The organism is Pseudomonas sp. FIP_A4, assembly GCF_036701605.1.
Classification (GTDB): Bacteria; Pseudomonadota; Gammaproteobacteria; order Pseudomonadales; family Pseudomonadaceae; genus Stutzerimonas; species Stutzerimonas phenolilytica.
Genome location: NZ_JAYDXP010000003.1, coordinates 1 through 203, shown reverse-complemented (window position 1 = coordinate 203; position 203 = coordinate 1). Strand labels below are relative to the sequence as shown.

Sequence of the window (203 nt, the reverse complement as noted above, 5' to 3'; positions counted from 1 at the left end):
TGGCCGAGCAGCTGGCCGGCTTGCTGGGGCTGAGCTATGGCGGTGAGTACGATCCGACCCGAGGTCACGAAACCCAACCCTCTCTGGTGCCGTCCGGCACGGTGATCGGCCAGCGCGAGGCGCAGGAGCTCGGCCTTGCTGCAGAAGACGATCTGTTCGGCGGTGTGGTGGGCACGGTTCGGGTGCTCGCGGCGACGACGGTT

The 203-nt window shown here is 68.0% G+C and carries 1 protein-coding gene; it reads left to right on the top strand.

Annotation, left to right across the window (positions count from 1 at the left end; genetic code table 11):
• The coding region (locus tag U8L64_RS00015) for a DUF3182 family protein (protein WP_333392686.1) at nucleotides 1-203 on the top strand (203 nt) is incomplete at both ends.